This window comes from Pseudomonas sp. KUIN-1 (genome assembly GCF_009176725.1).
In the GTDB taxonomy this organism is placed as follows: domain Bacteria; phylum Pseudomonadota; class Gammaproteobacteria; order Pseudomonadales; family Pseudomonadaceae; genus Aquipseudomonas; species Aquipseudomonas fragariae.
In genome coordinates, this window is sequence record NZ_AP020337.1 from 4,063,587 (window position 1) to 4,087,736 (window position 24,150).

A 24,150-nucleotide genomic window follows, 5' to 3' on the forward strand; every position below is an offset into this window, starting at 1 on the left:
TGATTCTCCTGTCATGAAACCACGGTGGAAATCATCGATGAGCTCAGTATCAAGCCACTCGGGGCTGACCTACAAACGACGTTTTTGAAAAACATGATTCCTTTTAGGAATGAACTTTTGATCATTAGCAGCCAGAAAGGCCACTACATTGGGAATTATTGGAATGACCCGGTGATTTTATTTCGTTTGCGAGCGCTGCCCGATGTTTGTTTGGATAAGGCCATCATGATCACCCGGAGTCGGGGCCAGACCGATGAGCGAACACATCAGCGAATCCATTTCGTTTGTCCACAACATGACGCTGTCCCACGGCCGCAACGCTGAAGTCTGGGACACCGCCGGCAAGCGCTACATCGACTTTGTCGGCGGCATCGGGGTGCTCAATCTGGGGCATTGCAACCCGCAAGTGGTCACGGCCATTCAGGACCAGGCGGCAAAACTGACCCACTATTGCTTCAACGCCACGCCTCACGACCCGTACATCCGCTTCATGCAGCAGCTCACGCAGTTCGTACCGGTCAGTTATCCCCTCAGCGGCATGCTCACCAACAGCGGTGCGGAAGCGGCCGAAAATGCCCTGAAGATCGTACGCGGCGCCACAGGGCGCACGGCGGTCATCGCCTTCGACGGTGGTTTTCATGGCCGCACTCTGGCGACCCTGAACCTCAACGGCAAGGTGGCCCCCTATAAACAGAAAGTCGGCGTGCTGCCCGGCCCGGTCTTTCACGTTCCGTTCCCCAGCAAGGACAACGGCGTGTCCACCGAGCAGGCGCTCAAGGCCATGGACCGGCTGTTCAGCGTCGAGATCGACGTCAATGACGTGGGCTGCATCATCTTCGAACCGGTGCAGGGCGAAGGCGGTTTTCTGGCCATGCAGCCGGACTTTGCCCAGGCATTGCGAGCGTTCTGCGATAAACACGGCATCGTGCTGATCGCCGATGAAATCCAGTCCGGCTTCGGCCGTACCGGGCAGCGTTTTGCGTTCAGTCGTCTGGGCATCGAGCCCGATCTGATTCTGCTGGGCAAAAGCATTGCGGGCGGCATCCCGCTGGGCGCGGTGGTGGGTCGCAAGCCGTTGCTGGACAACCTGCCCAAGGGCGGCCTGGGCGGCACGTACTCTGGCAACCCGATTGGCTGCGCAGCGGGCCTCGCGTCACTGGCGCAGATGACCGATGCCAACCTGTCCAGTTGGGGCGAGCAGCAGGAGCGCGCCATCGTTTCACGCTATGAAGCCTGGCGGGCAAGCGGACTGTCGCCGTATCTGGGCAGGCTGACCGGTGTCGGTTGCATGCGCGGTATCGAACTGATCACGCCGGAAGGTGAGCCCGGCACCCGACCGCTCGCCGAACTGCTGAGCTCAGCGAGGGACGCCGGGCTGCTGCTGATGCCCAGCGGCAAGGCGCGGCACATTATCCGCCTGCTGATCCCGCTGACCATCGAACCCGACGTGCTGCACGAAGGGCTGGATATTTTCGAGCGCTGCCTGGCAGCGCTGGCTTGAACCCGTACGGAGAAAACACCCTGATGAGCACATCACGCTTTGCCGACCCGGACCAGATCCGCGCGGGCTTTTCTCGCGCCATGTCGCAGATGTACAAGCACGAAGTGCCGCTGTACGGCACGCTGATGGCGCTGGTGAGTGAAGTCAACGAACAGGTCATGAGCCATGACAGCAGTGTGCTGGACAGCCTGCGCCAGACCGGTGAAATCCAGCGCCTGGACATGGAACGGCACGGTGCGATCCGCGTCGGCACGGCACAGGAACTGGCCACCCTCGCCCGCCTGTTCGCGGTCATGGGCATGCAGCCGGTGGGTTACTACGACCTGAGCGCGGCCGGCGTGCCGGTTCACTCCACTGCCTTTCGCGCCGTGCATGAGCAGGCGCTGCAGATCAGTCCGTTTCGCGTGTTCACCTCGTTGCTGCGCCTGGAACTGATCGAAAGCGACAGCCTGCGTGAGTTCGCCGGTCAGGTGCTGGGCAAACGCAATATCTTCACGCCCGGCGCCCTGGCGTTGATCGACAAGCATGAAGCAGACGGCGGCTTGAGCGAAGCCGATGCGGCCGAGTTCATTCAGCAGGCGCTGGAAACCTTTCGCTGGCACAACACGGCGACCGTTTCGCTGGACGACTATCAGAAGCTGAACACGCAGCATCGTCTGATCGCTGATGTGGTGGCGTTTCGTGGTCCGCACATCAACCACCTGACGCCTCGCACGCTGGACATCGATGCGGTTCAGGCCGGCATGCCCGGCAAGGGCATCACCCCCAAAGCGGTGGTTGAAGGGCCGCCACGTCGCCAGTGCCCGATTCTGCTGCGCCAGACCAGCTTCAAGGCGCTGGAAGAACCGATTGCCTTCATCGGCCAAGGTGGCAGTCAGTCGGGCAGCCACTCGGCACGCTTCGGCGAGATCGAACAGCGTGGCGCCGCACTGACGCCCAAAGGCCGCGAGCTGTATGACCGGCTGTTGAGCGAAGCCCGCGACGCGCTGGGCGAGTTCCCCAATGAGGCCAATGCCGTGCGCTATGCCGGGCTGCTGGAAGAGACGTTCAAGGCGTTCCCGGACAGCCACGCTGAAATGCGCAGGCAGGGTCTGGCCTACTTCCGCTATTTCCCGACCGAATCAGGCATTGCCGCGCGCGCATCAGGCAGTCTGGAGCAGCTTGTCGAAGCCGGTCATGTGCGCTTCGAGCCACTGGTGTACGAAGACTTTTTGCCGGTCAGCGCGGCGGGTATCTTCCAGTCCAATCTGGGCGATAACGCACAGGCGCATTACGCGACGAATTCGAATCAGCAGGATTTCGAGCGGGCGCTGGGACGCGGGACGCTTAACGAACTGGACCTGTATGCCGATACCCAGCGTCGCTCCCTGGAGGAATGCGCCAAGGCGCTGGAGCTGAGCAGTCCCGCCTGCTAATTAGTGAGAGCGAGCTTGCTCGCGAAGACGATGTTTCAGGCGATGCATTTTGGCGCCCATACCGACTTTTTCGCGAACAAGTTCGCTCCTACGGCCTTCGGCCAGAATCAAACGCGCACTTGTGTATAACGATGAGCGCTCTGCGTCACATTCCCGGTTCGCTCCCCCTTGGGCAAAAGGCCGTTTTGATTCTGCCCAACGGGCGTAGGAGCGGACTTGTCCGCGAAGGGGCCGCAAGCCTTCCCGAGAATGTATCGCCTGAAACATCGTCTTCGCGAACGAGTTCGCTCCTACGGCCTTCGGCCAGAATCAAAAGCGGACTTGTGTATAACGATGAGCGCTCTGCGTCACATTCCCGGTTCGCTACCCCTTGAGCAAAAGGCCGTTTTGATTCTGCCCAACGGGCGTAGGAGCGGACTTGTCCGCGAAGGGGCCGCAAGCCTTCCCGAGAATGTATCGCCTGAAACATCGTCTTCGCGAACAAGTTCGCTCCTACGGCCTTCGGCCAGAATCAAACGCGCATTTGTGTATAACGATGAGCGCTCTGCGTCACATTCCCGGTTCGCTACCCCTTGGGCAAAAGGCCGTTTTGATTCTGCCCAACGGGCGTAGGAGCGGACTTGTCCGCGAAGGGGCCGCAAGCCTTCCCGAAAATATATCGCCTGAAAAATCGTCTTCGCGAACAAGTTCGCTCCTACGGCCTTCGGCCAGAATTAAAAGCGCACTTGCGCATAATGATGAGCGCGCTGCGTCACATTCCCGGTTCGCTACCCCTTGTCCAGAAGGCCGTCTTGATTCTGCCCAACGGGCGTAGGAGCGGACTTGTCCGCGAAGGGGCCGCAAGCCTTCCCGAGAATGTATCGCCTGAAACATCGTCTTCGCGAACGAGTTCGCTCCTACGGCCTTCGGCCAGAATCAAAAGCGGACTTGTGCATAACGATGAGCGCTCTGCGTCACATTCCCGGTTCGCTCCCCCTTGGGCAAAAGGCCGTTTTGATTCTGCCCAACGGGCGTAGGAGCGGACTTGTCCGCGAAGGGGCCGCAAGCCTTCCCGAGAATGTATCGCCTGAAACATCGTCTTCGCGAACGAGTTCGCTCCTACGGCCTCCGGCAAGAATCAAAAGCGGACTTGTGCATAATGATGAGCGCTCTGCGTCACATTCCGGGGCGTTCTGTGTTCTGTTTAAAGCAACGATAAATAAAATTCGCAATATTGGTGTGCAACCTCTCGCTATGCATACTGCGATTGCGTGTGGACAGCAAAGTGCCGTATTCAAAGGCTCATCCCTTCAAATAGCGCACCCTGTGATCCCCTTGCGAAGGCTCGAAGCAGCCTGGGTCTGGATCACATTCAGACCTCATAAAAATACCTGGCCGGATAACGGTCTCCATGACTTCATGGACTTTCCAACGCTGCCCTGGCGCTTCACCGCGCCGACCTGAAAAACAGAATAACGATTGATAAGGCCTGAAAAAGGTCATTCAGCAGGCAAGGGGATCATCATGCAAAACTCACACGCTGCAGTGTCGGGTGACAATCAGGCCGTTTCATCGACGGTGAAACTGTATGTCTGGGCCGCCATTATCCTCACCATTGCCGAAATGATCGGTGCAGTCAGTATTCCGCTGGGCCCCGGCAAGGTGGTGCTGTTGCCGATGGTGTGGGCGCTGCTGCTGGGCGCGATGATCGGCCTTGCCAGCCGTCGTATGCCGGGCACCATTGGCATCGACCACGGCACGCAATTGCGCTCGGCCTCCATCCTGCAACCTGCCCTGCTGCTGTTCATCGCCAAGCTCGGTCTGGTGGTCGGTGGCTCGCTGCCGGTGGTGTTCGCTTCCGGGTGGGCGCTGATGTTTCAGGAGTTCGGCCACTTCGTCGGTACCGTGATGCTCGGTCTGCCGGTGGCGTTGATGCTCGGTATCAAGCGCGAAGCCATTGGTGCGACCTTCTCGGTCGGCCGTGAGCCGAGCCTGGCAATCATCGGCGAGCGTTATGGCATGGACTCACCGGAAGGTCGCGGCGTATTGGCCGAGTACCTGACGGGCACCCTGTTCGGCGCGCTGTTCATCGCCATCGTCGCCGGGTTTATCGCCAGCCTGGGGATCTTCCATCCCAACTCGCTGGCGATGGGCTCAGGCATCGGTTCGGGCAGCATGATGGCAGCCGCTGCCGGAGCCATTGCCGCGCAACAGACACCGGAAGTCGCCAAGGAAGTCATGACCCTGGCAGCAGCCTCGAACCTGATCACCACCACCATCGGCACCTACTTCACCCTGTTCATCTCCCTGCCACTGGCGGTCTGGGGCTATCGTGTGCTCGAGCCGCTGATCGGCCGCACCACCAAAGCCTCCATGAGCGAGGAAGGCCTGCGCCACAGCGACGTGTCGCTGGAGGTGCCGGAACTGGGCTGGTCGGGCAAGATCAGTGCCTGGCTGGCGGCGGGGGCACTGGCGCTGATTGCCAACTATGTCGGCTACAAGACACTGTCAGGCGATGCCTTCACCGGCATGGGCATTATGATTTTCTGTGCCTTCGTGGGTGAGGTGCTGTGCAACCTGCTGCGCCGCAAGATCCCGGCGGTGTGCATGGTGTCGCTGGTAGCGATGTTCCTGACGTCGCCGGCCTGCCCCTGGGCCGCCGAGATTGCGCGGATCACCGGCTCGATCAACCTGCTGGCGGTCATCACCCCGATGCTGACCTTCGCCGGCCTGTCGATTGCCAAGGACCTCCCGGCCTTCCGCCGCCTGGGCTGGCGGATTGTGCTGGTGTCGTTCCTCGCCAACTTCGGTACGTTCATCGGCGCGGTATTGATCGCCGAGCTGTTCCATTGATCCGCACCGCCTGATTCGGTGCAGTCAGCCAAGCGCCTCGTTCACCAGCCAGTCATGCACTGCGCGACGTGACGGGGTGCTGAGCGCCCCTTCACGATAGGCCAGCACGTATTTCTTTCTGGCCTTGATCGGATGACCGAACGGCACGATCAACAAGCCCTGCTCCAGCTCATCGGTGATCAGCGCCTTGCGCGCAATAGCCACACCCATGCCCATGCGCGCGGCGTCGATGGTCAGGTGATTACGGTTGAACGTGTGGCCGCGACGCACGTCGATGCCATCGGCACCGATGGCCGTCAGGTAGAACTCCCACTCCGCATACTCATAGCTGCCGCGCCAGGCAGTGATGTCGTGCAACAACGGAAAGTGCACCAGCTGACTGGGCGTATCCAGCGGCGGCTTGCCCACCAGCAGGTCTGGCGAGCAGACTGCGAACAGTTCCTCTTCCAGCAAGGGCGTAGTCGACAACCCCGGATAGCTGCCGTCGTTCAGGTCGATGGCCAGATCGAAATCGTCATCACGCAACGAGCCGCTGCTGTCCTCGGCAATGATCCGCAACTGGATGTCCGGAAACGCCGCCTGCAAGCGTGGCAGGCGCGGCATCAGCCATTTGCTCAGGAATGATGGGATGCAACGCAGCTTGAACACCCCGCCGATACGCCCGGAATACAGCAGGCGCAGTTCTTCGCTGATACGGCTCTGCACTTCGTTGGCGACCACCGCCAGACGCTGACCTTCAGCGGTCAGCTCAAGCCCGCGCCCGACCCGGTGAAACAGCGCAAAGCCCAGGCGCTCTTCGAGCTGGCGCATCTGCTGGCTGATCGCGCCGGGGGTGACGTGCAATTCTTCCGCGCAGCGGGTGAAGGACAGGTGACGGGCCGCGCAGGCGAACACCTGTAGCCAGGCGTGCATCTGTGCGTTGAAGATTCTGCTCATTGAAGAGTTCCGCTAAAGCGTTGCATAGCAACAATCGTTTGTCGTTTCGACAGCCGAAGCCAAAGATGAGTAACAGAAAAAGGGGAATACCAAATTCCCGTGCATCATCTCACCTGAAGGACCTTCGTGATGGCTATCAGCGTCTTCGACATGTTCAAAATCGGCATCGGGCCGTCCAGTTCCCACACCGTCGGGCCAATGCGCGCCGGTGCGCTGTTCGTGACCGAGCTGCGCAACCACAACCGGTTGCACAGCGTAGAACGGATCGAGGTGCGATTGTACGGTTCTCTGTCGGCCACGGGCATCGGTCACGGCAGCGATCGCGCAACGGTCATGGGCCTGATGGGCGAGTGGCCGGACCAGATCGACCCTAGCCAGGTCAACCAGCGCATCGACGCGCTGCGTGCCGATAACCAGCTGATGCTGGCGGGCGAACAGGCCATCACCTTCGTCTGGGAGCGGGACATGTGCCTGCTCGATGAAAGCCTCCCCTACCATCCCAACGGCATGACCCTGTGTGCCTACGGCAAGAACGGCGAACTCCACGAGCAGACCTACTATTCGGTGGGCGGCGGATTTGTGATCGACGCTGAACAGGCCGCCAGCGGCGTGCTGGACAACGACACAACCGTCCTGCCCTATGATTTTTTCAGTGGCGCGCAGTTGCTCAAGCTGTGCAAGACCCACGGCATGAGCATTTCCGAGCTGATGATGGCCAATGAAAAGGTCTGGCGCAGCGAGGAGGAAATCCGCGAGAAAATCATGGTGATCTGGGCCGCAATGCGCGCCTGCGTCGACAAGGGCCTGGTGGAAACCGGCATCCTGCCCGGTGGCCTGAACGTGCGGCGGCGTGCCTACCGCCTGCATCAGAACCTGCAGAACCTGGATAACCCCAACGTAATCGGCTCGACCCTGAGCGCCATGGAATGGGTCAACCTGTTCGCCCTCGCAGTCAACGAAGAAAACGCCGCAGGCGGGCGCATGGTGACCGCGCCCACCAACGGCGCAGCTGGCATCGTGCCCGCCGTGCTGCATTACTTCATGAAATTCAAACCCACGGCCAATGACGATGACGTGGTGCGCTTTTTCCTGAGCGCCGCCGCGGTCGGCATTCTGTGCAAGAAAAACGCCTCGATTTCCGGTGCCGAGGTTGGTTGTCAGGGCGAGGTAGGATCGGCCTGCGCAATGGCCGCCGCCGGTCTGGCGGAGATCCTCGGCGCGACGCCCGAGCAGGTAGAGAACGCTGCCGAGATTGGCCTGGAGCATAATCTGGGGCTGACCTGCGACCCGGTCGGCGGGCTGGTGCAGATCCCCTGCATCGAACGCAATGCGATTGCTGCCGTAAAGGCCATCAATGCCGCCCAGATGGCCCTGCGCGGCGACGGCGAGCACCACATCTCGCTGGACCACGCCATCCGCACCATGCGTGACACCGGCGCCGACATGCACGACAAATACAAGGAAACCTCACGCGGCGGGCTGGCGGTCAACCTGATCGAGTGCTGACAGACATCCACCGGCGTCGCGACGTATTCGAGAGCGTCCGGGACGGTACATCCCCTGCGGAGGTACCGTCCTTTTCGCGAACCGCGTCGCTCCTATGACCTACGGCCAGCATCAAAGGCAGGCGTAAGCGCGAGAGCCATTCAAGCCACCGGCAAACACTGCTCCACCAGCGAGGTCCAGACCGCAACGCCGGGCTCAATCACCTGGTCGTTGAAGTCGTAGTAAGGGTTGTGCAACGCCGCTGACGGCTTCTCGCCGTCGACGCCCATCCAGATGTAAGCACCGGGACAGGCATGCAGCATGAAGGCGAAGTCTTCAGAGGCCATCGACGGGTTGCAGCCCCACTGCACGTTGGCCTCGCCGACTGCGGCGACTGCTGCACGACGGATCGTGGCAGCCGCTTCGACGTGGTTTTCGGTCACCGGGTAGCCGACGTTGTAAACCAGCTCGCCGCGCACGCCGAAGGCCGTCGGCAAACGCTCGACGAACTCGCCGATCAGTTGCTGAACCTTTTCGCGCACAGGGGTTTGCAGGCAGCGCACGGTGCCACGCAACGTGGCGGTTTCCGGGATCACGTTGATCGCCTCGCCGGCATTGAACTGAGTGATGCTGACCACCGCCGAATCGAGCGGCGACAGGCGCCGGGAGACAATGGTTTGCAGCCCCAGCACCAGCTCGGCCGCGGCCACGATCGGATCATTGCCCTTGTCCGGCATGGCCGCGTGGCTGCCTTTGCCGGTCAGGGTGATTTCAAAGGTGTCGAGCGACGCCATCATCGGCCCCGGATTGATCACCACCTTGCCCGCAGGCACGCCCGGCCAGTTGTGCAGGCCGTAGATGGCTTCCATCGGAAAGCGTTCGAACAGCCCGTCTTCGATCATTCGCTGTGCGCCGCCGAGGTTCTCTTCGGCAGGCTGGAAGACGAAATGCACCGTGCCGCGAAAGCGCCGAGTCTCGGCCAGATGCCTCGCGGTGGCCAGCAGGATAGCGGTGTGGCCATCATGGCCGCAGGCGTGCATGCAGCCCTTGTGGGTCGACTTGTGAACGCTGTCGCCCAGTTCCTGAATCGGCAAGGCATCCATGTCGGCACGCAGGCCGATGGTCGGACCTTCACCATTACGCAGGGTGCCAACCACACCAGTGCCGCCCAGCCCACGGTGGATCTCGATGCCGAAACCGCTCAGCAACTCAGCCACCTTGTCAGAGGTTTTCAGCTCCTGAAACCCCAGTTCCGGCGCGGCATGGAGGGTGCGGCGCCACACAGTTGCTTCGTCAATCAACGTCTTTGAAATGGACATGTGCTTACTCCAGACTCGCGCCGTAGCCAAAGCTGGCGGCTGGCTTGGCGGCGGTTTCGACCCAGACGCTTTTCACTTCACTGTACTCGCGCAGGGCATCCAGACCGGAAGACCGGCCATAACCACTCTCACCATAGCCGCCGAACGGCGAACTGACGTGAATAGTCTTGTAACCGTTGACCCAGAAGGTCCCGGCCCGCACTTGTCTGGCAACGCGGTGAGCACGACCGACATCGCGGGTCCAGACACCACCGGCCAGGCCGAAACGGCTGTCGTTGGCGATGCGGATCGCGTCCTCTTCGTCTTTGAATGGAATCGCCACCACCACCGGGCCGAAGATTTCTTCCTGCGCGCAGTACAGCGCGTTGGTGCCTGCCAGGACGGTCGGATTGATGTAGTAACCGGGTTTTTCCGGGATCGGATCAGCGTGCTCGCCCACCAGCTTCGCGCCGTCTTTGAGCGCCTGCTCGACCATGTTTTTCACGTGGTTGTATTGCTTGGCGTTGTTGATCGGGCCGATCTGGGTTTCCGGATCGCTCGGATCACCGACCTTGAACTGTGTCGCTGCCACTGCCAGGGCATTGGTGAACTTCTCGAAGATCGATTCCTGCACCAGCAGCCGCGAACCGGACACACAGCTCTGCCCGGCACCGGAAAAGATCGCGGCCTGGGCACCGCGCAAGGCAACTTCCAGGTCGGCGTCGTCGAACACGATGTTGGCCGACTTGCCGCCCAGCTCCAGCACCGCAGGAATGCAACGCTGCGCCGCTGCCACGGCGATATGCCGGCCAGTGGCTGGCGAGCCGACGAACACCACCTTGCGAATGTCAGCCTTGGCGATGAACGCCTGGCCGATGGAATGACCGAAACCGGCAATCACGTTGACCAGCCCTTTCGGCACGCCGGCCCGCTCGATCAGCACGCCGACCATCAGCGAGCTGAGCGGGGTCAGTTCCGACGGTTTGAGAATGACCGCGTTGCCCGCTGCAATCGCCGGGGCGATCTGCCAGCCACAGGTGAAGATCGGCGCATTCCAGGGCGTAATCTGCAACACCGTGCCCAGCGGTTCGTAGGTCACATAGTTCAGATGCGTGGTCGGCACCGGGATGATCTCGCCGTGCAGCTTGTCCGCCCAACCAGCGTAATACTCGAACATCTCGGCCACTTTCAGCACTTCGACGCGGGCGTCACGGATCGGCTTGTTGGCGGTCAGGGATTCGATCTGCGCGAGGTTTTCCAGCTCGTCACGAATCAGATTGCCCACCTGGTACATGGCACGGCCACGCGCCTGGGCGGTCAGCGCCCACCATTGTTGTTGCGCAGCCCTGGCAGCCTTGTCGGCCACTTCAACCAACGACTCGTCGGCGTCCGGGAAACTCAGCAGCAGGCTGTCGTCATGAGCATTGCGCACTTCGACGGGCGTACCGTGGCCTTCGATGAACTGGCCGCCAACGTAACTGGCGATGACACTGCGATCGCCCCAGTAAGGACGCATCAGTTCGAGGATTTTTGCAGTGCTCATCGCTTATTCTCCATGACCGTAAAGTTTGCCATCGGTGCGTTGCACGATGGCGCAGAAGTCTTCGTTGTCCGCCAGGGTTTCACTGCTGGCCTGCCACAACTGCGCGACGACGCGCGACAGCGGCAGGTCCATGTCCAGGCTGTCCGCCAGATCGCTGGCCAGGCCGACGTCCTTGCGCATCAGGCCCATGGTGAAGCCGGAGTCATAGGCCTTGTTGAGTACCCAGGTCGGGAACATCACTTGCGTGGCACCGCTGCGTCCGGAACCGGCATTCAGACCCTGCAGAAGTTTTTCCGGATCGACCCCTGCACGCGCGGCCATCGCCACGGCTTCGGCAGTGCTGATCAGGTGACAGGCGGCGAGCATGTTGTTGGCGATCTTGGCCACGTTCCCTGCGCCACATTGCCCGACGTGCACGCGTGTCCCGCTCATGCCTTCCAGGACCGGCATGGCGCGCGCCAGGTCAGCATCCTCGGCACCGATCACCATCGACATGCTGCCGGTGGCAGCGCCTTTCGGGCCGCCAGACACCGGCGCGTCGATGAAGGCGATGCCGTTCTTCGCCAGTTCGGCGGCGACCTTGCGGCTCATTTCCGGCGTCGACGTCGTGGTATCGACGACGATAAGGCCCTTGCGCCCCACCTCGTTGATGCCACCCGCGCCGAGGCACACCGACTCCACGTGCTCGGCCTTGGGCAGCGAGAGGATCAGAATGTCCACGCCTTGAATCAGTTGCGTGCGATCGGCAACCGGCTTGACGCCCTTGCTTTCGGCCTGGGCCAGCGCGGCCTGCGACAGGTCGAAGCCGCTGACATCAAAGCCCTTGCCGGCCAGCGTGGCCGCCATGCCGCCGCCCATGTTGCCCAGTCCGATCACACCTGCTTTCAAAGTCATGTCTGCATCCCGATCAAAGATTTTGTACGAATTAGAGGATGACGCTGCGGGCCCCTGCGGCCGGCAATGTGCTGGTGATTCGAGTATGGACAGCGCTCTCCCCTCTCAGCAATAATCCAAAAATCGAATTTATGTTGCCTTTAGCGCAACACTGGAAGCCCATGAGCCTCGTTCAAGATCGACGCATCCTGTACTTTTTCGAAGCCGTACGATTGGGCAGCGTCCGGGCTGCCGCCGACTTCCTCAACGTTGCGCCTTCGGCGGTCAGCCGCCAGATCGCGCAACTGGAACAGGAGCTGGGTTCCCCCCTGCTGGAGCGCCATCGACGCGGCGTCAAACCGACCGAGGCGGGCGACAAGGTGCTGGCCTATTACCGCCAGCGACTGACGCAGCAGGAGGTCCTGCTGGATTCGATTCAGGCCCTCAAAGGCTTGCACAGCGGCTCGGTGACGCTGGTCTCCGGGGAGGGGTTTCTGGAAAGTCTCGCGCAGCCGCTGGCCCGGTTTTCCGAGCTGTACCCCAGGATCGAACTGATCGTGAACGTCTGCGGCAGCAACGAAGTGATTCGCCAGGTGGTCGAGGATGAAGCGCACATCGGCCTGGTCTTCAATCCGGCTGCCGACCCGAAAATCCGCTCGCATGCGCATCAGCGTCAACCGGTCTGTGTGATCACCGCGCCTGATCACCCGCTGACCGACGAACCAGGCCCGATACAGCTGCGGGCACTTGAAGACTACCGTGTCGCCCTGCCTGCGGTGTCTTACGGTATCCGCCAGATTCTGCTGCAAGCCGAGCACCAGCTGGGCATCACCGTGCAGCCGACGCTGACCTGCAGCACCTTCGCGATGCTCAAGCACTTCGCCATGCAAGGGGGCGTCACGCTGCTGCCGACCTTTGTCGTGGAGGAAGAGATAAAAGCCGGCACATTGCGTGCCCTGCCCTTGCAGCATGAGGTGTTCAGCAGCCCGCAAACCCACCTGATCAGCCGCCTGGGCCGTCAGCTCAGCGTTGGTGCCAACCGCCTGATGGGCATGCTGTTGCAGGATATGACAGCGTTCCGCAACTGACCTACCGTTAGTCCGCGCGTCAAGCAATCGCGCTGAACCAACAAAAAGCTCATGGTTCATCTTCAGTAACGGAGCGGAATTCCTGCTGCCACTGAGGATTGATCATGAGAGCTTTGACTTACCACGGCGCGAACAGTGTAAAAGTCGATACAGTGCCGGACCCTGTGATCGAGCAAGCGGATGACATCATTCTGCGCGTAACGGCGACCGCTATCTGCGGTTCCGACCTGCACTTGTATCGCGGCAAAATCCCTACGGTTGAACACGGCGACATCTTCGGTCACGAGTTCATGGGCGTCGTTGAAGAGACCGGCTCGGCCGTCACGGCTGTAGCCAAAGGCGATCGCGTGGTGATCCCGTTCGTCATCGCCTGCGGCAGCTGCTTTTTCTGCAACCTCGACCAGTTCGCGGCCTGCGAAACCACCAACACCGGACGTGGCGCGATTCTCAACAAAAAGTCGATTCCACCAGGGGCGGCGCTGTTCGGCTTCAGCCATCTGTATGGCGGTGTGCCGGGCGGCCAGGCTGAATACGTGCGAGTGCCCAAGGCCAACGTTGGTCCGTTCAAGGTGCCAGGCACGCTGGCTGACGAGAAGGTTCTGTTCCTCTCCGATATTCTCCCCACCGCCTGGCAGGCTGTACTCAACGCCGGGATTGGCCAGGGTTCGACGGTTGCCATTTACGGCGCTGGCCCGGTGGGTCTGATGAGCGCAGCGTGCGCAAAAATGCTCGGTGCGGAAAAGATCTTCATGGTCGATCACCATCCGTATCGTCTGGCCTATGCGCAGAAAACTTACGGCGTGATCCCGATCAATTTTGATGAAGACGATGATCCGGCTGACACGATCATTCGCCAGACCGCCGGCATGCGCGGCGTGGATGGCGTAATCGACGCGGTGGGTTTCGAGGCCAAAGGCAGCACCACGGAAACCATCCTTGCCACGCTGAAGCTGGAAGGCAGCAGCGGCAAGGCATTGCGTCAGTGCATCGCAGCAGTACGACGCGGCGGCGTGGTCAGTGTGCCGGGGGTATATGCCGGGTTCATCCATGGCTTCATGTTCGGCGATGCGTTCGACAAGGGCCTGACCTTCAAAATGGGCCAGACCCACGTGCATCGCTTCATGCCTGAATTGCTGGAACACATCGAGGCCGGCCGCCTGGAACCCGAAGCCATCATCACTCACCGGATGTCACTGGAGGATGCGGCGAAGGGCTACAAGCTGTTCGACAAGAAGGAAGAAGATTGCCGCAAGGTCATCCTGACGCCTGGCAACAACACCATTGTGGTGCCGGACGACACGACTGAAGCCCTGGTCGGGGGTGGCGTGCCGGCTATGTAAGGTACGGGTTCGCCTTTGATTCTGGCCTAAGGCCGCAGGAGCGAACGTGTTCGGGAACGGTATTGCAGACGATGTATGTTCATCGTTCATGCCACCCCTTTCGCGAACAAGTTCGCTCCTACGCCCTGCGGGCAGAAGCTTGAAAACGGTGTTTCAGACGATGTATGTTCATCGTTCGTGCTGCCCCTTTCGCGAACACGTTCGCTCCTACGCCCTCCGGGCAGAAGCCTGAAAACGGTGTTTCAGACGATGTATGTTCATCGTTCATGCCGCCCCTTTCGCGAACAAGTTCGCTCCTACGCCCTCCGGGCAGAAGCCTGAAAACGGTGTTTAGACGATGTATGTTCATCGTTCATGCCGCCCCTTTCGCGAACAAGTTCGCTCCTACGCCCTGCGGGCAGAAGCCTGAAAAAGGTGTTTCAGACGATGTATGTTCATCGTTCATGCCGCCCCTTTCGCGAACACGTTCGCTCCTGCGCCCTGCGGGCAAACGCCATCACCGACTCAGGTAGGCAAACCGGCCTTTGAACGGTTTGCTGATGGGGTCGGCCAGGTCGCCGTGTTTGCTGGTGGTCAGGCCCAGATCCACCAGCGATTCGGCCAGTTTCACCGCCGCTGCCACGCCGTCGATGACCGGCAGGCCAATCGCTTCGCTCAGTTGCCTGCCCAGATCCGCCATCCCGCCGCAACCCAGTACAATGGCTCCTGCCCCTTCTTCGTCACGGGCGCGACGGGCCTGTTCGGCCATGCATTCGATGAGCTCCGGCCCGCTTTCCTCCAGCGCCAGCACCGGCAGATCGATACAGCGCACCGATGTGCATAACTCACTGAAGCCATAACGCTGCAGCAAGTGCTCGGCGATGATCCGCGTGCGGGTCAGCGTCGTGACCACGGCGAAACGGGTAGAAATCAGGCTGGCCATATGAAAGGCCGCTTCGGCGATGCCGATCACCGGGGCGCTGGCGTACTCGCGTGCCGCCAACAGGCCGGGGTCGCCGAAACAGGCGATGATATGCGCGTCGACCTGTTGCTCGCGCCCCTTACGCACTTCTTCCAGCACGCCCAGCGTCGCGATCGCCTCATCGAAATGGCCTTCGATGGACACCGGGCCATCCGCCGGACTGCAGGCGATGATCTGTGTGCCTGGGCGCGCCACGGCTTGCGCGGCCAGACCGATCTTGTGGGTCATGGCTTCGCTGGTATTGGGGTTGATCACTTGAATACGCACCGGAACTCCTTCAGCGCCGTTTGAAAATGCTATGAAAATCCACTGTCTCGCTGAGCGGCGCATCCACATTCAGGCTGGCGCGGATGCGGCGCAAATGCTCGGCCATCCATTCGCGCGCCTGTTCGCCCTGCCCGCTTTCGAGCAAGGCCAGCAAGTCGACATGCTGGCCACAATCACACCCGACACTGCGTCGCGAACCGTACACCGCAACAATCAAGGAGGATCGCGTGGTGAGCTGCGCGACCTGTTCGGTCAACACCTGATTGCCCGCCAGCGCGCTCAACTGCACATGAAAGCGCGCCGACAGTTGAATCGCTTCGCTGTGGCGCCCCGCGTGTTGCGCCTCATGCTCCTGATCGCAAAGCGCACGCAGTGCATCCAGACGCCGGCCGCCGACTCGCGTGGCGATCTCGGCCATCAGCGCGGGCTCGATCAGTTGCCTGGCACCCAATACATCCTGTGCTTCCTGAGCCGACGGTTGCGCGACCTCCGCGCCGCGCTTGGGGCGCAGGGTCACCAGCCGTTCCAGCGCCAGACGCTGCAAGACCTTGCGAATGCCGGTGCGGCTGATCTCGAACACTTCGGCCAGTGCGTCCTCGGGCAAGCGCGTTCCCGGAGCGAGCCGGTGTTCGACGATGGCTTCCAGAACATGCTGGTAAATCTGTTCATCACGGCCCTTTTCAGCGGCAGAAGGCGTGAGAAACAACGGGGCACTGTCAGGTCGGATCATGGCTTCACATCACATTGGCATTACAGATCGTATACAAGAATAGTGCCTGATACGGAACATGATGAGTAGCGCGATTTGAATAACTGGCCAGAGAGCCACTCAACTGAAAACGAATAAATCGCACCGTAAATGAGCAAAAGCGCCCTGTTTACGTGCACTTCAAATCACTGCTCGGACTTGCCCGTTTTACCCGCCTGTCTCAGTAAAAACGCCCTAAAACAAGACTCGCAGCCATTCCCTACCAACGAGAAATCGTATGGCACATGTTTTGCGTACACGATCGTATACAAAAAAATCATCGATCGTACTCCGATCCCGTCACGACACACCGAGGGAGTCACGCAATGACAGATCAACGCCCGGCCGGGTACAGCCCGCGCCTGCACAACCACGATCTGGGGCCGGTGCCGCAGAAGTGGACCTGGTACAACATTCTGGCGTTCTGGATGAGCGATGTGCACAGCGTCGGCGGCTACGTTTTTGCCGCCAGTCTGTTCGCCCTGGGCCTGGCCAGTTGGCAGGTGCTGATCGCCCTGCTGGTGGGGATCTGCATCATTCAGGTGATTGCCAACCTGGTCGCCAAACCCAGTCAGCAAGCCGCCGTGCCCTACCCGGTCATCTGCCGCCTGGCTTTCGGCGTGTTCGGTGCCAACATTCCCGCCATCATTCGCGGGCTGATCGCGGTGGCGTGGTACGGCATTCAAACCTACCTGGCGTCCAGCGCACTGGTGATCGTGGTGCTGCGCTTCTTCCCGGAACTGGCCGTCTATCAAAGCGTGACATTTCTCGGACTGTCCTGGCTCGGCTGGTTCGGCTTTCTGGCGTTGTGGGTGGTGCAAGCCGCGGTGTTCTGGACGGGTATGGAGTCGATCAGGCGCTTCATCGACTGGGCCGGCCCTGCCGTTTATGCGGTGATGTTCGCTCTGGCAGGCTGGATTGTCTGGCGCGCCGGCTGGGACAACATCAGTTTTACTCTGGCTGAAAAGGAGTTGTCCGGCTGGGCAGCGTTCGGCCAGGTGGTCATGGCCATTGCGCTGGTGGTCTCGTATTTCTCCGGGCCGACGCTGAACTTCGGTGATTTCAGCCGCTATTGCCGCAGCATGGCCGACGTGCGCCGCGGCAATTTCTGGGGCTTACCGGTGAATTTTCTGGCGTTTTCACTGGTAACAGTGGTGATCGTCTCGGGCACGTTGCCGATTTTCGGTGAGATGATCCACGACCCGATTGCGACCGTCGCGCGCATCGACAACACCACGGCCGTGCTGCTCGGCGCCTTCACCTTCGTCACCGCCACGGTAGGCATCAATATCGTCGCCAACTTCGTTTCCCCCGCCTTCGACTTCGCCAACGTGGCGCCCAGCCGCATCAGCTGGCGGGCAGGCGGCATGATCGCAGCGGTAGCGTCGATCTTCATTACGCCCTGGAACCTGTTCAACAACCCTGAAGTGATTCACTACACCCTCGACGTGCTGGCGGCCTGTATCGGCCCACTGTTCGGCATCCTGCTGGTGGATTACTACCTGATCAAGAAGCAGCAGATCGATGTGGATGCCCTGTTCGATGACACGCCAAGCGGTCGCTACTGGTACACCAACGGCGTGAACTGGATCGCGGTCAAGGCATTGCTGCTCACCGCACTGGTCGGTCTGTGCTTCACCTTTGTCGAGTGGTTCAAGCCGATTGCCAACTTCGCCTGGTTTACCGGCTGCATCCTGGGCGGCGCAGTGTTTTACGCGTTGACCCGCTGGTCGCCCGTACAGGCTGCCAACCTTCCTGCGCCTGTCGGCCAGCATTGAGACGTCGCAAGACGCCAATACCTGAATGAAACCAGCGCTTTCAGAGGATTCGCCAAGCCCGGCATGACCTGAAAGCGCCGCCCTGCCTGCTCCGCTGAAAATAGCGCACGCCCCGGATGATATTAATTTAATATCATCCACTCCAGAATCATTGAATGATCGAGAGTCACTCATCGTTTTGTGAGGCCTGAAGCACAAAATAGAATAAATTTTGTACAACTTTCAGGCCGCTGCGCTGCCCTATGACTGAGTCTTTGTGAACCAGGCGTTCAAGTGGGTCGATAGTGATGAGCAATGATGTTTTTGGCGGCAGGCCATTCGCCCCCCAGCCACCCGTTCCCTCGGCGCAGGAAGCAGCCGAGCGGCTGCAACTTGCCCTGGAGTCAGGGGCGGTTGTCGGTACCTGGGTGTGGGACATCATTGCCGATCAGTTGACCGGCGATGAGCGTTTTGCCCGGACCTTCGGCTTGTGCCCGAAGCTGTGCGCCAAAGGTTTGCCACTGGAACTGGTGATTGCCTCCATTCATCCTGACGATTCGGCCAGAGTCGACAAGTCAATCGAGGAAGCGCTGCAGAGTAGCGAAACCTATCGATGCGAATACCGGGTTCTCCATGAAGACGGTATTTATCGCTGGATCGAAGCCAGCGGAAGAATCGAACGCGACAGTCGTGGCAAACCCATTCGCAGTCCGGGTGTATTGCTTGATATAGACGGCCGTCGCACTGCCGAAGACGAGCGCGACCGCCTCAACGAGTTGCTGAGAATATTCACAGCTGCCGTTCCCGGCGTTGTCTACGCCAAGGATCTCGAAGGTCGAATGCTGGTCGCCAATCGTGGCACCGCTGACCTGATCGGCAAGCCGCCCGAGTTTTTCATTGGCAAGACGGACCTGGAATTTCTGGATGATCAGGAACAGGCGCGGACGCTCATGGAAACCGACCGCCGGATCATGCAGAGCAATGTCAGCGAACAGATCGAAGAACAGGTCAACCTGGCTGACGGCTCTGCAGCGATATGGCTCTCGACCAAAGCGCCGCTGCTCGATGCCAGCGGCGACGTGATCGGTCTGATCGGCTCCTCTATCGATGTAACCGCCAGAAAAAAAGCCGAAGAAGCGGTCAGAGAACTCAACCAGACACTCGAACAGCGCATCGAACAAGCGGTTTTCGAACGCGAGCAGATCGAAGACGCCCTGCGTCACTCGCAGAAGATGGATGCCGTCGGACAACTGACGGGGGGCATCGCCCATGATTTCAACAACTTGCTGGCCGGCATTTCCGGCAGCCTGGAACTGATCACCAAACGCCTGGCCCAGGGCCGCGTCGGTGACGTCGACCGTTACGTGTCGGTCGCCCAGGGCGCAGTACGCCGCGCCGCATCGCTGACCCACCGCCTGCTGGCGTTCTCAAGACGCCAGACACTGTCGCCAAGAGTCACCGACGTGAACGGGTTGATTCATGACATGGAAGAGTTGATCGCGCGCACGGTCGGCCCGGAGATAGACATCAATGTCGTCGCCCATGATGACCTGTGGCCCGCGCTGATCGATCATGCCCAGCTGGAAAGCTCGCTGCTTAACCTGTGCCTGAACGCCCGTGACGCAATGCCCAACGGCGGGCGCATTATCATCGAGACCGCCAATGCGTCCCTCGAAGAGTGCACCGACCCGGATCACGGCATTCCTGCCGGCGAGCACCTGAGCATCCGCGTGACCGACACGGGCATCGGCATGAGTCCGGACATCGCCGCCAAAGCCTTTGAACCGTTCTTCACCACCAAGGCCATCGGTGCCGGCACCGGTCTCGGGCTGTCGATGGTGTATGGCTTTGTGCGCCAGTCCGGCGGGCAGATTCGCGTCGAGTCGGTCGAAGGCCAGGGCACCAGCGTAGTCATGCACCTGCCCCGCCACACCGCTGAAAGCGCTCCGCGCCCCGTTGCGCCGGAAGTCATCGAAGAGCCGCCGCATCACACCGGCGAAACCGTTCTGGTCGTAGACGACGAACCCTCGGTGAGGATGCTCGTCGCCGAAGTCATCAGCGGTCTGGGCTACAACTGCCTGGAAGCGGCAGACGCACAATCGGGCTTGCAGATCCTGCAGTCGGACACACGCATCGACCTGCTGATCAGTGACATAGGCTTGCCAGGCGGCATGAACGGCCGGGAAATGGCCGATGCGGCCGGTGACTGTCGACCTGGCTTGCCGACCCTGTTCATCACCGGTTACGCCAAGACATCCGTGCTGGACGATTGCCACCTGCGGCCTTGCACGCAAGTGCTGACCAAGCCGTTCGGGCTGGACGCGCTGGCCGGGCGAGTGACAGGTCTGATCGGCGCTGACGCGGTCGCCCGCGGGTATTCGTGAGATGAACCCGACCACGCCTGATGGTCGGTATTTCGTGGTCAAGGGGCAACTCTGGCGGTGCTCCAATCCCTCCTTGAGCGACGACGTCCGCCAGAATCTGGTGGATGAGCTGATGGCTGCACGTCGTGCAGTCAAGGCCGCCAAGGCATCCGAAGACCCCGCAGCCCTGAAGGCGGCTCGGGCCAGTGTCGACAAGGCCAAAGTTGCCCTGGGCGAGCGCGGTGAAGTCTGGTGGACCGATGGCGCTGAAGATTTCAATCGGCACAAGGTGCAAAACACGCCTTATGCCCAGTGGTACCTCGACCTGAATCACCCTGCCATCTGAAGCTGCCAGCCTGATTGGGGGCTGAAAGATGAAAAAATCAGGCCTTTTGTCATTTATATGACACATGACATTCATAAACACCGATTCCCGCCGATAACCACCCCTGCTCCACCCACTACCTATGACCCCTTGCGCAATACCCCTCTAAAGGCTCATATCGGCATGAGAAAATCTTTAAAATTCAGCCATAAAATTCTCTTGGCGGCGTCCCTTGTGGTGATCGCCGCATTCACGCTATTCACGTTCTATAACGACTATCTGCAGCGCAATGCGTTGCACGTGCAGCTCAAGGAGAACCTTAACCAGACGAGCGAAAGTACCGCCGGCAATATCCGTAACTGGCTTTCAGGGCGAATTCTTCTGGTAGAGAACCTGGCGGAAAACGCGTCTTCGCCTCAGTCCCCGCAAGAGCAGAATCGGGTACTCGGGCAACCCACGCTGATCGCCACCTTCATGAGCATTTATCAGGGCAGAAGCGATGGCTCCTTCGTCACCCAGCCGCCTGATGACATGTCGGCCGACTACGACCCAAGAACCCGACCGTGGTATGTCGATGCCCTTCGCGCCGGCAAAACCATCCTGACCGAGCCGTATCTGGACGCCGTGACCAAGGGCCTGGTCGTGACCCTTGCCACACCGATCAAGGGAGACTCCGGCGTGTCCGGTGTAATTGGCGGCGACCTGAGCCTGGAAATCCTGGTGAAGATGATCAGTTCGCTGCGACTGCACGGCGACGGATACGCGTTTCTGGTCGACGCGAATGGCCGCATCCTGGTCCATCCGGACACCTCACTGGTGATGAAGACGCTGGCCGAAGTCTACCCGGCGAATACGCCCAGGCTGTCGCAAGACCTGAGTGAAAGCGAGTATGCCGGCAAGACCCAGATCCTGACCTTCGCTCACGTAGACGGCCTGCCCTCGGTCAACTGGTACATCGGCGTAGCGATGGATAAAGACATCGCCTACGCGGCCCTGGGCGAGTTCAGAAACTCGGCCATCGTGGCCACTGTGATTGCTGTGGTGCTGATCATCCTGCTGCTGGGCATGCTCCTGAGTGTCCTGCTGCGCCCACTGAACCTGATGGGCCGCGCCATGCACGATATCGCTGCCGGCGAAGGTGACCTGACCAAGCGCCTGGTCATCGAGAGCCAGGACGAGTTCGGGCATCTGGGCAATGGTTTCAACCTCTTTGTAGAGCGAATCCATGACTCGATGCGTGAAGTCGCCTCCTCCACCGTGCAGCTCAATGAAGTTGCCCTGCGGGTACTGAATGCATCCAACTCGTCGATGCTCAACTCCGATCAACAGTCCCACCGCACCAACAGCGTCGCCGCAGCCATCAATGAGCTGGGCGCCGCAACGCAGGAGATCGCCCAGAATGCCGCGCGCGCCTCGGGTCACTCCAGCGATGCACGAACGCTGGCGTCGGACGGGCAGGACGTGGTCGGGCAGAACATCGAGGCCATGAGCCGTCTTTCCAAGCGCATCAGCAGCGCAAGCGGGCAGATCGAAACGCTGAACACCAAGACAGCCAACATCGGCCAGATCCTCGACGTGATTACCGGCATCTCGCAGCAGACCAATCTACTGGCCCTCAATGCGGCCATCGAGGCCGCGCGTGCAGGTGAAGCCGGCAGAGGGTTTGCCGTGGTTGCCGACGAAGTCCGCAGCCTGGCGCACCGAACGCAGGAATCGGCGAGTCAGGTGCAGGAGATGATCGAGCAGCTGCAATCCGGTGCCCGTGAAGCCGTGTCGATCATGAACGACAGCCAGCGCGAGAGCGTTGAAACGGTCGGCATTGCCAACAAGGCCGTTGCAAGCCTTGAGCACGTGACCGAACGCATTGGCGAAATCGATGGCATGAACCAGTCGGTCGCTGCAGCCACCGAAGAGCAGACCGCCGTCGTGGAAGCGATCAACATGGACATCACCGAGATCAATACGCTGAACCAGCAAGGCGTAGAGAACCTGAACGCGACCCTGCGCGCGTGCACTGACCTTGAACAGCAGTCCACCCGACTGACGCAGTTGGTGGGCAGTTTCAGGATCTGATGTGCCAAGGCCGCTGCCGGGAAGCGTTCGGCAGCGGCCTGCCTTGCATAAATATCGGGGAATAGCGCCAGTCTCTCGTTTTGGCGGTATGGTTACGCTTTCGTACGAGGGTGATCCATGGCCGTCCAAAACCCCAACAGTTCTCAAAAGCACCTGGCGGTGCTGATCGATGCCGACAATGCGCCAGCAGCTATCGTAGAAGGTCTTTTCGAAGAGATCGCCAAATATGGCGTGGCCAGCGTCAAGCGCATCTATGGTGACTGGACCGGCCCGCAGCTCGGCGGCTGGAAGAAAGTTCTGCTCGACTACTCCATCCAGCCCATCCAGCAATTCGCCTACACCAAAGGCAAGAATGCGACTGACAGCTCATTGATCATCGACGCGATGGACTTGCTCTACACGCGTCGTTTCGACGGGTTCTGCCTGGTGTCCAGCGACAGTGACTTCACACGCCTGGCCTCGCGCCTGCGTGAGGAAGGTCTGACCGTTTATGGCTTTGGCGAAGAAAAGACACCCAAACCCTTCGTGGCGGCCTGCGACAAGTTCATCTACATCGAATTGCTTCGCGAAGAGATCGCCGTACCCGCCAGCGCAGACCCTGCATCGGACGCCACCGCACCTGCAGACAACGTCAAATCCGTTGCCGCCGAGCCGAGCAAGAAGCCCAAGGCCCCAGTGGCTTTCATTGCGAAAATCATGGACGACATCGCTGATGAAGACGGTTGGGCGCACTTGAGCGCTCTGGGCACAAACATCACCAAACTGCGGCCGGAGTTCGATCCTCGTACCCATGGCTACAAGAAACTGAGCGATTTGATCAAAGGCTATCCACAAACGTTCGAGCTACAGGCCCGTGCGGCCTCTGGCGGAACAGCAGTGCTTTATGCGCGGCATAAGCTGCAGGGCAAGTGAGGTTTGTCATTCCTGGGCTGACAGTTGCGACTGTCAGTTCTTTCCTGACGCTGTAGCTGGGACGGCACCGTCGAACACATGTAAAAAAGGTCAGCCTGAAAACGCCGGTATTCCAGTACGGCCGCACCTGTTTCGGTAACACCAAGAACAATGTGCTGGACATAGGGAAACGAGATGTCGTGATCCAGCACAGCGGCTGAAACCAGCAGTCCCTCTTTGACCAGCTCATCAATCATGGCCATAAAATCCCCGGCCGCCGGAACGTCTGATTGAAGACGTATCAGCGCGAGATAAATTTGCCCAGACGTCAACTTTCCAGGGCGAACGAAGTTGGCGCTGCGGACGATTTCAAGCACCGCCAATTCATCGGAAAAATTATTAAAACCCATAGCGGCCTCCAGCTTCTGAAGACGCTGACCCGCCTGCCCGGCTA

At 60.2% G+C, this 24,150-nt stretch carries 18 protein-coding genes and 1 pseudogene; 12 read left to right on the forward strand and 7 right to left on the reverse strand.

The genetic code is table 11. The annotated features are described in order from the left end of the window. Window positions 1-253 precede the first annotated feature (253 nt). The 3 genes from KUIN1_RS18080 to KUIN1_RS18105 all read left to right on the forward strand — a co-directional run bounded on the left by KUIN1_RS18080 (window position 254) and on the right by KUIN1_RS18105 (window position 5,748). Entirely contained in the window at window positions 254-1,501 is a 1,248-nt protein-coding gene (locus KUIN1_RS18080) for a 2-aminoadipate transaminase (RefSeq protein WP_104684424.1), read from the forward strand. Between the two features lie 23 nt (window positions 1,502-1,524). Further along, a complete protein-coding gene (hglS, locus tag KUIN1_RS18085) occupies window positions 1,525-2,916 on the forward strand; it encodes a 2-oxoadipate dioxygenase/decarboxylase HglS (RefSeq protein ID WP_116887002.1) in 1,392 nt (463 codons plus the stop codon). A gap of 1,503 nt (window positions 2,917-4,419) precedes the next feature. Then, complete coding sequence (locus tag KUIN1_RS18105) at window positions 4,420-5,748, forward strand: DUF3100 domain-containing protein (RefSeq protein ID WP_024639145.1); 1,329 nt, start codon at window positions 4,420-4,422, stop codon at window positions 5,746-5,748. A gap of 24 nt (window positions 5,749-5,772) precedes the next feature. On the opposite strand, the gene KUIN1_RS18110 is transcribed toward KUIN1_RS18105, so the two are convergent. Beyond that, window positions 5,773-6,684, reverse strand: a complete 912-nt coding sequence (locus KUIN1_RS18110) for a LysR substrate-binding domain-containing protein (RefSeq protein WP_003314779.1) — start codon at window positions 6,682-6,684, stop codon at window positions 5,773-5,775. A gap of 129 nt (window positions 6,685-6,813) precedes the next feature. On the opposite strand from KUIN1_RS18110, the gene KUIN1_RS18115 reads away from it, so the two are divergent. Then, window positions 6,814-8,190 (forward strand): L-serine ammonia-lyase, encoded by a 1,377-nt coding sequence (locus KUIN1_RS18115; RefSeq protein WP_003349229.1) that lies wholly within the window; start codon window positions 6,814-6,816, stop codon window positions 8,188-8,190. Between the two features lie 140 nt (window positions 8,191-8,330). Here the strand turns inward: KUIN1_RS18115 and KUIN1_RS18120 are convergent, their stop codons facing one another. From KUIN1_RS18120 to KUIN1_RS18130, 3 genes are read right to left on the reverse strand one after another with little or no spacing between them, the layout of a single operon-like run. Further along, a complete protein-coding gene (locus KUIN1_RS18120; protein WP_116886596.1) occupies window positions 8,331-9,488 on the reverse strand; it encodes a M20 aminoacylase family protein in 1,158 nt (385 codons plus the stop codon). 4 nt (window positions 9,489-9,492) lie between these two features. Further along, the gene (locus KUIN1_RS18125) at window positions 9,493-11,010 is read right to left on the reverse strand and encodes an aldehyde dehydrogenase family protein (protein WP_024650716.1); all 1,518 of its coding nucleotides are present in this window, start codon (window positions 11,008-11,010) and stop codon (window positions 9,493-9,495) included. Between the two features lie 3 nt (window positions 11,011-11,013). Then, entirely contained in the window at window positions 11,014-11,904 is an 891-nt protein-coding gene (locus tag KUIN1_RS18130; RefSeq protein WP_003406412.1) for an NAD(P)-dependent oxidoreductase, read from the reverse strand. A gap of 161 nt (window positions 11,905-12,065) precedes the next feature. Here KUIN1_RS18130 and KUIN1_RS18135 point away from each other — a divergent pair, with 161 nt between their 5' ends. Together KUIN1_RS18135 and KUIN1_RS18140 are read left to right on the forward strand one after the other, a co-directional pair. Beyond that, a complete protein-coding gene (locus KUIN1_RS18135; protein ID WP_024660739.1) occupies window positions 12,066-12,971 on the forward strand; it encodes a LysR family transcriptional regulator in 906 nt (301 codons plus the stop codon). Window positions 12,972-13,075: 104 nt separating this feature from the next. Next, on the forward strand, window positions 13,076-14,311 hold the full coding sequence (locus tag KUIN1_RS18140; RefSeq protein WP_011268492.1) for a zinc-dependent alcohol dehydrogenase: 1,236 nt from the start codon (window positions 13,076-13,078) through the stop codon (window positions 14,309-14,311). A 496-nt stretch (window positions 14,312-14,807) separates the two neighbouring features. Here KUIN1_RS18140 and KUIN1_RS18150 read toward each other — a convergent pair whose 3' ends face one another. Together KUIN1_RS18150 and KUIN1_RS18155 are read right to left on the reverse strand one after the other, a co-directional pair. Continuing rightward, window positions 14,808-15,539 carry an aspartate/glutamate racemase family protein gene (locus KUIN1_RS18150; protein ID WP_003406417.1) on the reverse strand — a complete coding sequence of 244 codons (732 nt, stop codon included), beginning with the start codon at window positions 15,537-15,539 and terminating at the stop codon, window positions 14,808-14,810. 10 nt (window positions 15,540-15,549) lie between these two features. Continuing rightward, window positions 15,550-16,269, reverse strand: coding sequence for a GntR family transcriptional regulator (locus tag KUIN1_RS18155; RefSeq protein WP_003406418.1), 720 nt, complete (start codon window positions 16,267-16,269; stop codon window positions 15,550-15,552). A gap of 344 nt (window positions 16,270-16,613) precedes the next feature. Here KUIN1_RS18155 and KUIN1_RS18160 point away from each other — a divergent pair, with 344 nt between their 5' ends. From KUIN1_RS18160 to KUIN1_RS18180, 6 genes and pseudogenes are all read left to right on the forward strand, one after another. Further along, a complete protein-coding gene (locus tag KUIN1_RS18160; RefSeq protein ID WP_011268495.1) occupies window positions 16,614-18,065 on the forward strand; it encodes an NCS1 family nucleobase:cation symporter-1 in 1,452 nt (483 codons plus the stop codon). Between the two features lie 287 nt (window positions 18,066-18,352). Continuing rightward, window positions 18,353-20,428 (forward strand): hybrid sensor histidine kinase/response regulator, encoded by a 2,076-nt coding sequence (locus KUIN1_RS18165; RefSeq protein ID WP_152092155.1) that lies wholly within the window; start codon window positions 18,353-18,355, stop codon window positions 20,426-20,428. A 1-nt stretch (window position 20,429) separates the two neighbouring features. After that, window positions 20,430-20,753 (forward strand): hypothetical protein, encoded by a 324-nt coding sequence (locus KUIN1_RS18170; RefSeq protein WP_003406421.1) that lies wholly within the window; start codon window positions 20,430-20,432, stop codon window positions 20,751-20,753. Window positions 20,754-20,915: 162 nt separating this feature from the next. After that, a pseudogene (locus KUIN1_RS28795) lies at window positions 20,916-21,950 on the forward strand (HAMP domain-containing protein); the annotation flags it as partial. Between the two features lie 90 nt (window positions 21,951-22,040). Further along, on the forward strand, window positions 22,041-22,805 hold the full coding sequence (locus KUIN1_RS28800) for a methyl-accepting chemotaxis protein (RefSeq protein ID WP_410003766.1): 765 nt from the start codon (window positions 22,041-22,043) through the stop codon (window positions 22,803-22,805). Between the two features lie 117 nt (window positions 22,806-22,922). Further along, entirely contained in the window at window positions 22,923-23,717 is a 795-nt protein-coding gene (locus KUIN1_RS18180; protein WP_003406424.1) for an NYN domain-containing protein, read from the forward strand. On the opposite strand, the gene KUIN1_RS18185 is transcribed toward KUIN1_RS18180, so the two are convergent. Further along, window positions 23,687-24,106, reverse strand: coding sequence for a hypothetical protein (locus KUIN1_RS18185; protein WP_103714127.1), 420 nt, complete (start codon window positions 24,104-24,106; stop codon window positions 23,687-23,689). The two genes, KUIN1_RS18180 and KUIN1_RS18185, sit on opposite strands and share 31 nt — an antisense overlap. Window positions 24,107-24,150: the final 44 nt, after the last annotated feature.

Coding starts and splice junctions, on each gene's coding strand:
- KUIN1_RS18115 (WP_003349229.1), top strand. CDS start 6,814: ATGGCTATCAGCGTCTTCGACATGTTCAAAATCGGCATCGGGCCGTCC.
- KUIN1_RS18160 (WP_011268495.1), top strand. CDS start 16,614: ATGACAGATCAACGCCCGGCCGGGTACAGCCCGCGCCTGCACAACCAC.
- KUIN1_RS18110 (WP_003314779.1), bottom strand. CDS start 6,684: ATGAGCAGAATCTTCAACGCACAGATGCACGCCTGGCTACAGGTGTTC.
- KUIN1_RS18105 (WP_024639145.1), top strand. CDS start 4,420: ATGCAAAACTCACACGCTGCAGTGTCGGGTGACAATCAGGCCGTTTCA.
- KUIN1_RS18155 (WP_003406418.1), bottom strand. CDS start 16,269: ATGATCCGACCTGACAGTGCCCCGTTGTTTCTCACGCCTTCTGCCGCT.
- KUIN1_RS18125 (WP_024650716.1), bottom strand. CDS start 11,010: ATGAGCACTGCAAAAATCCTCGAACTGATGCGTCCTTACTGGGGCGAT.
- KUIN1_RS28800 (WP_410003766.1), top strand. CDS start 22,041: ATGCTCAACTCCGATCAACAGTCCCACCGCACCAACAGCGTCGCCGCA.
- KUIN1_RS18140 (WP_011268492.1), top strand. CDS start 13,076: ATGAGAGCTTTGACTTACCACGGCGCGAACAGTGTAAAAGTCGATACA.
- hglS (WP_116887002.1), top strand. CDS start 1,525: ATGAGCACATCACGCTTTGCCGACCCGGACCAGATCCGCGCGGGCTTT.
- KUIN1_RS18180 (WP_003406424.1), top strand. CDS start 22,923: ATGGCCGTCCAAAACCCCAACAGTTCTCAAAAGCACCTGGCGGTGCTG.
- KUIN1_RS18135 (WP_024660739.1), top strand. CDS start 12,066: ATGAGCCTCGTTCAAGATCGACGCATCCTGTACTTTTTCGAAGCCGTA.
- KUIN1_RS18165 (WP_152092155.1), top strand. CDS start 18,353: ATGAGCAATGATGTTTTTGGCGGCAGGCCATTCGCCCCCCAGCCACCC.
- KUIN1_RS18185 (WP_103714127.1), bottom strand. CDS start 24,106: ATGGGTTTTAATAATTTTTCCGATGAATTGGCGGTGCTTGAAATCGTC.
- KUIN1_RS18120 (WP_116886596.1), bottom strand. CDS start 9,488: ATGTCCATTTCAAAGACGTTGATTGACGAAGCAACTGTGTGGCGCCGC.
- KUIN1_RS18130 (WP_003406412.1), bottom strand. CDS start 11,904: ATGACTTTGAAAGCAGGTGTGATCGGACTGGGCAACATGGGCGGCGGC.
- KUIN1_RS18170 (WP_003406421.1), top strand. CDS start 20,430: ATGAACCCGACCACGCCTGATGGTCGGTATTTCGTGGTCAAGGGGCAA.
- KUIN1_RS18080 (WP_104684424.1), top strand. CDS start 254: ATGAGCGAACACATCAGCGAATCCATTTCGTTTGTCCACAACATGACG.